Annotated in this window: 10 protein-coding genes; 1 reads left to right on the forward strand and 9 read right to left on the reverse strand. The window is 40.1% G+C overall.

Annotated features, from left to right (window positions below):
- Positions 1–33 precede the first annotated feature (33 nt).
- The 9 genes from rraB to H5072_RS04270 form a co-directional block, all read right to left on the reverse strand.
- Positions 34–369 carry a ribonuclease E inhibitor RraB gene (gene rraB, locus H5072_RS04230; protein ID WP_002961968.1) on the reverse strand — a complete coding sequence of 112 codons (336 nt, stop codon included), beginning with the start codon at positions 367–369 and terminating at the stop codon, positions 34–36.
- Entirely contained in the window at positions 369–1,082 is a 714-nt protein-coding gene (locus H5072_RS04235) for a 1-acylglycerol-3-phosphate O-acyltransferase (protein ID WP_182692807.1), read from the reverse strand. The genes rraB and H5072_RS04235 overlap by 1 nt, the downstream gene beginning before the upstream one ends.
- Before the next feature lie 162 nt (positions 1,083–1,244).
- Complete coding sequence (parC, locus tag H5072_RS04240; RefSeq protein WP_024605066.1) at positions 1,245–3,539, reverse strand: DNA topoisomerase IV subunit A; 2,295 nt, start codon at positions 3,537–3,539, stop codon at positions 1,245–1,247.
- 10 nt (positions 3,540–3,549) lie between these two features.
- Positions 3,550–4,644, reverse strand: a complete 1,095-nt coding sequence (locus tag H5072_RS04245; protein WP_182692808.1) for a sorbosone dehydrogenase family protein — start codon at positions 4,642–4,644, stop codon at positions 3,550–3,552.
- A 29-nt stretch (positions 4,645–4,673) separates the two neighbouring features.
- Positions 4,674–6,563, reverse strand: a complete 1,890-nt coding sequence (gene parE, locus H5072_RS04250) for a DNA topoisomerase IV subunit B (protein WP_024596231.1) — start codon at positions 6,561–6,563, stop codon at positions 4,674–4,676.
- Positions 6,564–6,671: 108 nt separating this feature from the next.
- Entirely contained in the window at positions 6,672–7,232 is a 561-nt protein-coding gene (locus H5072_RS04255) for a YqiA/YcfP family alpha/beta fold hydrolase (protein WP_024598881.1), read from the reverse strand.
- Positions 7,217–8,002: a metallophosphoesterase gene (locus H5072_RS04260; RefSeq protein ID WP_182692809.1), complete on the reverse strand. Its 786-nt coding sequence runs from the start codon at positions 8,000–8,002 to the stop codon at positions 7,217–7,219. Before H5072_RS04260 ends, H5072_RS04255 begins: the two co-directional genes overlap by 16 nt.
- Positions 7,989–8,447: a DUF1249 domain-containing protein gene (locus H5072_RS04265; protein ID WP_002961958.1), complete on the reverse strand. Its 459-nt coding sequence runs from the start codon at positions 8,445–8,447 to the stop codon at positions 7,989–7,991. Before H5072_RS04265 ends, H5072_RS04260 begins: the two co-directional genes overlap by 14 nt.
- A gap of 26 nt (positions 8,448–8,473) precedes the next feature.
- The gene (locus H5072_RS04270) at positions 8,474–9,100 is read right to left on the reverse strand and encodes an NUDIX domain-containing protein (protein WP_182692810.1); all 627 of its coding nucleotides are present in this window, start codon (positions 9,098–9,100) and stop codon (positions 8,474–8,476) included.
- Between the two features lie 151 nt (positions 9,101–9,251).
- Between H5072_RS04270 and tolC the strand changes: the two genes are divergently transcribed.
- A complete protein-coding gene (gene tolC, locus H5072_RS04275) occupies positions 9,252–10,607 on the forward strand; it encodes an outer membrane channel protein TolC (protein ID WP_002961956.1) in 1,356 nt (451 codons plus the stop codon).
- Positions 10,608–10,659 lie beyond the last annotated feature (52 nt).

Genomic DNA, 10,659 nt, shown 5'->3' on the forward strand with positions numbered 1-10,659 from the left:
GCCTTTACTATTTTTTTAATGCTGGGTAATTAATTACTCTTGAAAGTAAGTGCCCCAACCGTCGTATTCAACATCGCACTCAACGGCTAGTTGCGCTAGCTTATCAACGTCTTCCATAATAACGTCTACGTCTAGCTCAGCTTCAACTACAATGTCAAAGCTCCAAATTTTACTGCCATCTTCAAGCTCAAGCTCTGCTGGCTCTTCAACATCGTAGCCTAATTTAAAAGCAGCCAATGCAGCTTGCTCTAGTTTAGGGAAGTCTTCACACACAAAATGGTGTTCTACTTCATAAAGTATTTCAGGATCTGATCCATCTTCTAGTAGTGAACTTACGATGTCTTCACTTATTTCACGCCAGTTTTCCATTATTTTTCTCTCACTTGAGCATCTAATTCAGTTATTTTAGCAGCCATAATGCTATGCACGCTTTTAGCATGCTCACGCGCGCTAATTTCTTTATCAAGCGGTATAGGCGCTAACATTTCGATGTAAATTGTACCATTATCCCAACGATTTAGCTTAATGGTTTTATGTGTTGTATTCATACATACCGGAATTATGGGTACATCTGCGCTCATTGCGGTGTGAAAAGCACCTGTTTTGAACGGTAGCAACCCTCTTCCATAGCTTCGTGTGCCTTCTGGAAACATCCATACAGATAAGCCATTATTTTTAATTTTTTCGGCTGCTTTGGAGATAGTTCCCGCTGCTTTGGAGCGATTCGATCTGTCTATTAATATATTACCCGACAACCAATAAAGCTGACCGAAAAATGGGATCCACTTTAAGCTCTTTTTCCCCAAACTTACGCAGTTTTTAGGCACCATTGCAGGCACTGTAAATAAGTCGTAGCTATTTTGATGATTAGCAACATAAACTGCAGGGCCTGCATCAATTGCATCTTTATGACGTATTAAAACTAATTTAACGCCAATCATTTTAGCCATTGAGCCAAACCAGCCCGCTATAATATGTACATTATTGGGATGAAATGGTCTTATAATCGAAAGTAATAAACCAAAAATACAACTGAATAATATAAACATCAGCATAATAAAAACGCGTATAACAGCTAGCAAATGAGTTTCTCCAAAGATCAATTATGATTATTATAGCGTTATTTTGTGACACAGACGAGTCAATAGCGCACAAGTGTACGCTGAAATATGCAAGCTCTTTATTTTAAAACAAAAACGGCCTGCAAATGCAGACCGTTTTTATTTATACAAAAAAGTAATTGGTTACTCTTCGTTAATGGCTTCTATTGGTTCATCATCTTGTGGGGTTAGCTCAACAACGGCTTCGTCAACACGCTGTAAGCCGCGCGGTAGTTTATTACCCCTACGCCCTCGCTCACCATGATAATGCTCTAAATCACTTGGTTTAAGCGTTAGTTTACGCTTACCAGCATGAAGCGTAACACTGCTTCCTTGTGGTACAACAGCAAGCACTTTTACAAACTCTTCACGGGCTTGTACTTTAGCACCTGGTATAGAGATGATTTTATTACCTTTACCTTTGCCTAACTTTGGTAAGTCTCGCAGCGGGAATAAAAGCATTCGACCTTCGTTAGAAATAGCCATACAGTAATCGCTAGCAACATCGTTCACTCTAATAGGAGAAAGTAATATTCCACCTTTAGGGACACTTACCAGCGCTTTACCGTTTTTATTTTTACTCACTAAGTCTTTAAAGTCGGTAATAAAGCCGTAACCTGCATCTGACGCCATAAGCAATACTTGCTCGTCTTCACTCATTACCACGTGCTCAAAATTAGCGCCTGGTGTTAAGTTAAAACGACCTGTCATTGGCTCCCCTTGGCTACGCGCCGAAGGTAGACTGTGCGCATCAGTTGCAAACGCCCGCCCTGCTGAATCTAAAAATACCGCAGGTTGATTACTCTTACCACGAGCAGAGGCTCTAAAGCCGTCACCTGAGCGATAATTTAAGCCTTGTACATCTAAGTCATGACCTTTACCAACGCGTGCCCAGCCTTTGTCTGATAGCACAACAGTAACTGACTCTGACGGAATTAAATCTTTTTCGTTAAGTGCTTTCGCTTCTGAGCGCTCAATCACTGGCGAGCGACGATCGTCACCGTACATTTCAGCGGCTTCTTGAATTTCTTTTTTAAGCAGTGTCGACATACGACGTTCTGAGCCCAAAATTTGCGCTAATTTATCACGCTCTTTGGCTAGTTCATCTTGCTCACCACGAATTTTAAACTCTTCAAGTTTTGCTAAATGACGAAGTTTTAATTCTAAAATTGCTTCTGCTTGCGTATCGGTTAAATCAAAGCGCTCCATTAATACAGGCTTTGGTTTATCTTCGCTGCGGATGATTTCAATTACTTCATCAATATTTAAAAAGGCGGCTAATAAACCCTCTAAAATATGTAGGCGCGCTAATACTTTATCTAAACGATACTGCAAACGACGACGCACTGTTTCGCGTCTAAATGTTAGCCACTCACTTAAAATACAGCGTAAGTCTTTAACTTGCGGGCGACCATCTAGGCCTAACATGTTTAAGTTTACGCGGTAGTTTTTTTCAAGGTCGGTAGTTGCAAATAAATGAGCCATTAATGGCTCAGCTTTAATGCGGTTTGAGCGCGGGATAATTACAATGCGTGTTGGATTTTCGTGATCTGACTCGTCACGTAAATCGGCAATCATTGGTAATTTTTTAGCGTTCATTTGCGCTGCAATTTGCTCAAGCACTTTACCACCAGAACATTGATGCGGCAGTGCTGTAATGACAATATCGCCATGCTCTTCAGTGTAAACCGCACGCATTTTGATAGACCCACGACCGGTTTTATATATTTTATGAATATCGGCTTTTGGGGTAATTATTTCAGCATCTGTTGGGTAATCTGGTGCATGTACAAGCTCAAGTAATTCTTCAAGCTCTGTTTTTGGTTTATCAAGTAATAAACAACATGCGCTAGCCACTTCACGTACGTTATGTGGCGGAATATCAGTTGCCATACCTACGGCAATACCCGTTATACCGTTGAGTAAAATATGCGGTAAACGAGAAGGCAGTACAACAGGTTCATCCATTGTGCCATCAAAGTTTGGTGTCCAGTCGACGGTGCCTTGACCAAGCTCTTTAAGCAGTACTTCTGAAAACTTAGATAAACGCGCTTCGGTATAACGCATTGCTGCAAACGATTTAGGGTCATCTGCCGCACCCCAGTTTCCTTGTCCATCTACCAAAGGGTAGCGGTAAGAAAACGGCTGCGCCATTAATACCATCGCTTCGTAACATGCACTATCGCCGTGTGGATGGTACTTACCGAGTACGTCACCCACTGTACGGGCTGATTTTTTGTACTTGGCATTAGCCGACAAACCCAGTTCGCTCATCGCATAAATAATACGACGCTGTACTGGCTTTAAGCCATCACCTACATGCGGCAAAGCACGGTCCATAATTACGTACATGGAATAATTTAAATAGGCGTCTTCGGTAAAGCGCCCCATTGTTTGTTGCTCAATTCCTTGCATTAGCAAGGTATCTGTATCACTCATTAAAGCTTACCTAGTTTTTCTTATAGCTTACACGGTAGATTACGTTGGCGTAATCATCGCTTACTAACAGACTGCCGTCACCTAATTCTGCAAATGCAACAGGGCGTCCAAATGTTGTTTCGTCTTTCATAAAGCCAGTAATAAATGGCGTATATTTAGTTACGCGACCTACTTCAATTGTTGCTAGCCCTACTTTATAACCTGACTTTTTAGAACGGTTCCATGAGCCATGTTCAGCAACAAATAATTGCTGCTTATAGCTTGCTGGAAATAGCTTACCGTTATAAAAATGAATACCTAATGGCGCTACATGCGCAGGAAGTGCAAGTGCTGGTGACGTATAATCGGCAATGTTTTTACCTTCACCAAACTCAGGGTCAATAATTGCACCGGCATGAACATACGGAAAACCAAAATGCTCCCCTTCTTGCGTTGCACGATTTAACTCATCAGGCGGAATATCATCGCCCATCATGTCGCGACCGTTATCACTAAACCATAGAGCTTGAGTAGCTGGATGAAAATCAAAACCCACTGTATTTCTCACGCCCTTGGCTATTGTTTTTATTTGTTTTGTTTCTACATTAAGCGCAAAAATACGGCCAAAACGTTCATCTTCAGCACAAATATTACACGGTACACCCACCGGAATGATTAGCTCACCCGTTGGTGCAAAACGCAGAAATTTCCAACCATGATGACGCTCGCTCGGTAGCTTGTTATAGACCACATCAAACTTTGGGTCTTTTAATTGGGTATCAATGTTTTTAAAGCGAATAATACGATGTACTTCGCCTACATATAAATCGCCATCTTTAATTGCTATGCCAGAGGGCATATTAAGGCCTTTAGCCACAACAATTTTTTTATCTGCTACACCATCGCTATTATGATCAATAAGTGCATATACGTTGCCCGCTTTACGAGAACCTACATACACAATCCCTTTTTTTGAAACGGCTATTTGACGTGCATTTTCTACATCGCTCGCAAATAAGCTTATTTCAAATCCCGGTGCTACTGTGAGCTTATCGAGTATATTTTTAGCCATTACAGGAGCGGTAGTCAGCCCAAGTAACAGCAAACTTCCTAGTAGTTTTTTCATTCGCCTCTCCTAGTGTTAAGCACAGGTAATTAAACGAGTGCCTTGTTACCATGATCTTCTAACCATTGACGACGATCAGGCGATCGTTTCTTAGCAAGCAGCATATCCATCATTTCCATGGTTTCTACTTCTTCATCAAGCGTAAGCTGCACTAAACGTCGGGTATTTGGATCCATCGTAGTTTCACGAAGTTGTAACGGGTTCATTTCACCCAGACCTTTGAATCGTTGTACGTTTACTTTACCGCGTTTTTTCTCGGCTTCTATGCGCGCCAAAATAGCGGTTTTTTCTTCTTCATCAAGTGCGTAATAAACTTCTTTACCAATATCAATTCTAAATAATGGCGGCATTGCTACATACACATGCCCTGTTTTTACTAACTCTGGAAAATGACGAACAAACAGTGCACATAATAACGTCGCGATGTGTAGTCCATCCGAGTCAGCATCGGCCAATATACAAATTTTATTGTAGCGCAGTCCCGACATATCCGTTGACTCGGGATCAATACCCAATGCCACTGAAATATCGTGCACTTCTTGTGATGCGAGTATTTGGCCTGACTCAACTTCCCAAGTATTTAAAATTTTACCACGTAGCGGCATAATTGCCTGAAATTCACGGTCTCGCGCTTGTTTAGCAGAGCCACCAGCAGAATCACCTTCCACTAAAAATAATTCGGTACGGTCGTTATCGGCCGCGCTACAATCTGTTAGTTTACCCGGTAAGGCAGGACCTGCAGTAACACGTTTACGCACTACTTTTTTAGCTGCACGCAAGCGAGTTTGCGCATTTGAAATACATAACTCAGCTAATAATTCTGCTGTATCTGTATGTTCATTTAACCATAAACTAAACGAGTCTTTTACTACCCCCGATACAAACGCAGAACATGAGCGTGATGATAGTTTTTCTTTTGTTTGACCGGCAAATTGAGGGTCTTGCATTTTAACCGACAACACGTAACTACAACGATCCCAAATGTCATCAGGAGTTAATTTCACACCACGAGGGAGTAAGTTTCTAAACTCACAAAATTCACGCATTGCTTCAAGCAAGCCTTGGCGTAAACCATTTACATGCGTACCACCTTGCGCGGTAGGAATAAGGTTTACGTAGCTTTCAGCTATTGATTCACCACCTTCTGGTAGCCATACAACAGCCCAGTCAGCGCCTTCAATTGAACTTTTAAATTCACCTACAAATGGGTCTTGCGGTAATGTTTCAAAACCTTTAATTGCTTCAACTAAATAATCTTTTAAGCCTGTTTCGTAAAACCATTCTTGGGTTTCTTTTGTTTGCTTATTAACAAACTTAATTCGCAGCCCTGGACACAAAACTGCTTTGGCTTTTAATAAATGATTAAGTTTGGTAATTGAGTAGTTTGGTGAATCAAAGTAGCTGACATCAGCCCAAAAACGAACCGTAGTTCCGGTGTTACGTTTACCCACTGTACCAATTACATTTAAGTCTTCTACTTTATCGCCGCTTTCAAATGCCATTCTGTATTGTTGAGCATCGCGTCTTACTGTTACTTCTACACGCGTAGATAACGCATTTACTACCGAAATACCTACGCCGTGTAAACCGCCCGAAAACTGATAGTTTTTGTTGGAAAACTTACCACCGGCATGCAGCTTAGTGAAGATCAATTCAACCCCAGGGATACCTTCTTCTGGGTGAATATCAATAGGCATACCGCGCCCATCATCGCTTACTTCAAGCGAGTTATCTTCGTGGAGTATTACGTCGATACGGGTAGCATGGCCAGCCATGGCTTCATCGACACTGTTGTCGATAACCTCTTGACCTAAATGATTTGGACGTACGGTATCGGTGTACATCCCTGGACGTCTTTTTACCGGATCTAATCCATTAAGTACTTCAATGGCTTCGGCGTTATAATTTTGATCACTCATAGTTTTTGTCTTTATATCCGCTAAGGCTCTAATACGTTTTACTAGTTTTATTGTTATATGCGCTAAAGCGTTAATATAGTAACTAACCTTTGTTCAGGTTAACTAGTTTTACGTGATTTTAAGAAAATCTACAATACTTGCAAAGGTGCGTTCAAATTCAACGTAGCTATGATCGCCACCAAATTCTATCAATTGCTTACATTGTGAATAATATTTTACCGCGTGTTGAAAGTTCAACACTTCATCGCCTGTTTGCTGTAATAAGTACAGTAACTCAGGGTGTGCTAATTTATCTACAGCGAGTAATTTAAGTGCCTCAATGTGACTGTTATTTAAATCGTAATGATAATCTTGATACGGATTATAATTAGGCCCAAGTAACGACTGTAATAAATTATAGGGTGCGACCGCGGGATTTATGACCACTGCAGGAATTTGATAACGCTGCGATAAATACGTGGCAAAAAAACCACCTAACGAGCTACCTAATAAAACGGTATTTGGCGTTAGTAATTGCTCAAGCTCAATTATAGCTTGTAGGGGCTCGTGGTTTAAGCTCGGTACACAATAATCAACGTCATAGTTTGCCATAAGCTCACCAAAGCGCACAGCTTTATATGATTTTTGTGAACTATTAAAGCCATGAATATAAATTACGCGTTTAGCCATACCACTTCCGTTTTTACTTCTACTTTATCTTTTTTACTGTTTATATTGAGAATTCTGTAAGCTGGGCCCGAATTTTTTTGCTCCCACTGTGAAGTGTGCTTTACAAACTGTATTGAGCTGGCTGGGGTCGCGTATATGGGCAACCCTCTAAAGCTTTGCTGGTAATCATTATGAACATGACCATGGAAAAGCGCTGATGTGTTGTTACTGTTTACTAAAATATTTAAAAGCTGTGGACCATTTTCTAATAAGTGCTTATCAAGGTAGCCATTTATTGGTAGCGGATTATGATGACAAAATATAATCTTACTATTATTAGAGTCGACTAAAACGTCCGTTATTTCATCTAAGTGCACACCAGTAACCCATCCTGCAGGCGTAGGTCCTTTAGAATTAACTAGAAGTAGCTCAACCCCATTAGCAATAATATGTTTAGCCGGACTTATTTTCCCACCACTTATGCGATTAAGCATTACTATTTCATCATGATTACCTGGCACCCAAAATACAGGGCAAGTGATGTCACTGGCATTTATAAGTTCGCTAAATAATAAGTACGATTCGAAACTATGGTCTTGTGTTAAATCACCACCAAAAATTACGCAATCTACTGGCTGCTCAGCGATGTGTGCCAAAGCTTGTTCAAAATGAGCTGCAGTATTTACATTAAAATATTCACCATTTTTATCTGCAAATAAATGGCTGTCGGTAATATGCGCAATGCACAAAGATGATTTATCAAATGTATATGTATCATCAAACCAAGCCATTATTTACATCCCAATTTAATGTTGCTTGCCCGTGCTCTACACAGGCCACTAACCAGTCGTATAAAAAAGCATTAAGTTGATACTTTTCATCTTTTTGATGCATTTTAGGGTTGGGGTATCCGTACGATGGTTTTATGCGTTGATGGTAATCGTGATGAATAATTTCAGCTACTTTCGCATCATGATACAAGCGAGCCGTTAAATACAGCGGCGCTATCCCTTTAACCATTCCTGTTAGCTGCTTAATTGAAATATCCATAGTGTATTTTGCGCTGCCATCAATTTTTGTAGCAAATTCACTGTTGCCAAGTTTTACTTCACGAATGCTTCCTATATTGCGCTCGCTCGGTAACAACTTTAATAGTCGCACATAGTTATGCTCACAAAGTGTTAAATACTTTGGGAGGCTTTGAATATATCGATTTGTTGCTAATTGTGCTGTCAAAGTTCCGCCATAATATTAGTAAGAGTTTATACCCATTTGCTTGCCATTTTTTCGCGATTTAGCGCAAGCCACTGCATACAAATAACCGTTGCCGCATTATCCATTTCACCGTTATTGAGGCGCATTAGCGCATCATCAACCGATAAAATATGAGTTTTTATATCCTCGCCTTCAGTTTCAAGACCATATACACCTGATTTCACTTGGCTTAAATCAGCACGCGCTAAATATAAATGTAAGCGCTCAGTTGTACCGCCAGGGCTTGATAGGTATGAAAGCATAAATTCAAGTTCAGTTAATTCAAGCCCTGCTTCTTCATACGCTTCTTTTTTTACAACTGATTCGTAATCCGTACTGCCGTCAGTCATTCCGGCTATACATTCTAGTAGCCACGGCGAATGCTTACTTTTAATAGCGCCAATACGTATTTGCTCAATTAAAAGAACAGTATCTGATATTGGGTCATAAGGGAGTACTGCAATTGCATCGCCACGTTCTAATATTTCTCGGCTAATTAGCTCTGATTTTCCACCCGCAAAAAGAGCATGTTCAAACTGGTATAAATCAACCTGAAAAAAACCTTTATAAAGGTTTTTTATTGGCTTTAAATTTACATCTTTATGTGTAAATTGAACGAGCTTTTTATCAACCACGTGCCTACCTCCTACTTATCTAAAGCTTTAAAATGCGTTAATATATTCTGTTACACTTGAACATACTGTTTTACTAATTATTTTTTTTGTTATGCAGTAAAACAGGTTAACATGCTTTTAGTACAAAAATTGTCTAAGGACCGAACCCCACATGAAAAAGAACATTCTTGCGGCGCTAGTTAGTTTATCATGCGCACTAGGTGCAACAGCAGTGAAAGCTGAAGATTTACTACAAGTTTTTGAAATAGCAACAGCTAACGATCCTACTGTTTTAAAAGCAAAAGCCCAAGCCGATGCGCAGTCTTACCAAAGCGATTTGGCGATGAGTGCACTATTACCTCAAATTGGTTTAACTATGGGTTATACGAAAAGCGATGCAACGTCGTACCAAAGCGTTGGCGACTTATCTAACCAAGTTAAAGTTGAAAGTGACACAGACCAATTCTCTCGTGGTGTAAGTTTAAGCCAAACATTATTTGATTTAGGTGCTTGGAACACTTTAGATATTGCCGATAAGCAAGCTCTACAAGCAAGCGGCCTATATGATGCAGCTAAACAAAATTTAATTGTACGCGTTGCTGAAGGTTATTTTAACGTATTAAGTGCCAGTGATAACCTTGAATTTGTCGAAGCTGAAAAACGTGCCATTGCACGTCAACTTGAGCAAACAAAACAACGTTATGCAGTAGGTTTAACAGCTATAACAGACGTACACGAAGCACAAGCTCAGTTTGATAACTCAGTAGCCCAAGAAATTATTGCCAGTAATGCTGTAGAAACTGCACGCGAGCAACTTCGTGAGATAACTGGTAAATATCACGAAAAATTAGACTTTTTAAATACAGATACTTTCTCAACAACTAAACCAACTAAGCGCTCAAGCGACTTTGTTAAAGTAGCTGAAGATAAAAATATCAACTTACAAGTCTCTAAAGTAACGGTTGATATTGCAAAAGATCAAATTGAATTAGCAAAAGCAGGTCATTATCCAAAACTAACTCTAAGTGCAAGTTATGGTGACTCTCTTACAGACACTCAAATAAATGGCGCTAATTTTGATGACCAACCGCGTTCAGACTCAAGTTCTGTTGGGCTTAACTTTAGCGTACCTTTATATTCAGGTGGCGCAACGGTTGCTGCAACAAACCAAGCGCGTGCGTTTTACGTATCAGCGAGCCAAGATTATGAAACAAATTACCGCGCAGTCACTCGCACAGTAATTACATCTTATAATCAAGTTGTTTCAGATATTGCGACTTACAAAGCGCTAGAGCAAGCGGTTGTTTCAGCTCAAAGTGCCCTTAAAGCAACTGAAGCCGGTTTTGAAGTAGGTACTCGTACCATTGTTGACGTACTAGTGAGTACGCAAAATTTATACGATGCAAAACGTAACCTTGCTGATGTGCGTTACCGTTATGTGTTATCTACCCTTCGCTTAAAGCAAGCTGCGGGTACATTAACAAGTGAAGATTTAGTGGCTATAAACCAAGGTTTAAAATCAGCTTAACTTTTACAGCTAAACATAATATAGATTTATTCGAAGCCAGCATGTAGCTGGC

Origin of the sequence: Pseudoalteromonas sp. SR45-5 (assembly GCF_014163565.1) — a bacterium.
GTDB classification, from domain to species: domain Bacteria; phylum Pseudomonadota; class Gammaproteobacteria; order Enterobacterales; family Alteromonadaceae; genus Pseudoalteromonas; species Pseudoalteromonas distincta.

Coding starts and splice junctions, on each gene's coding strand:
- H5072_RS04260 (WP_182692809.1), bottom strand. CDS start 8,002: ATGGCTTGGTTTGATGATACATATACATTTGATAAATCATCTTTGTGC.
- parE (WP_024596231.1), bottom strand. CDS start 6,563: ATGAGTGATCAAAATTATAACGCCGAAGCCATTGAAGTACTTAATGGA.
- H5072_RS04245 (WP_182692808.1), bottom strand. CDS start 4,644: ATGAAAAAACTACTAGGAAGTTTGCTGTTACTTGGGCTGACTACCGCT.
- parC (WP_024605066.1), bottom strand. CDS start 3,539: ATGAGTGATACAGATACCTTGCTAATGCAAGGAATTGAGCAACAAACA.
- H5072_RS04255 (WP_024598881.1), bottom strand. CDS start 7,232: ATGGCTAAACGCGTAATTTATATTCATGGCTTTAATAGTTCACAAAAA.
- tolC (WP_002961956.1), top strand. CDS start 9,252: ATGAAAAAGAACATTCTTGCGGCGCTAGTTAGTTTATCATGCGCACTA.
- rraB (WP_002961968.1), bottom strand. CDS start 369: ATGGAAAACTGGCGTGAAATAAGTGAAGACATCGTAAGTTCACTACTA.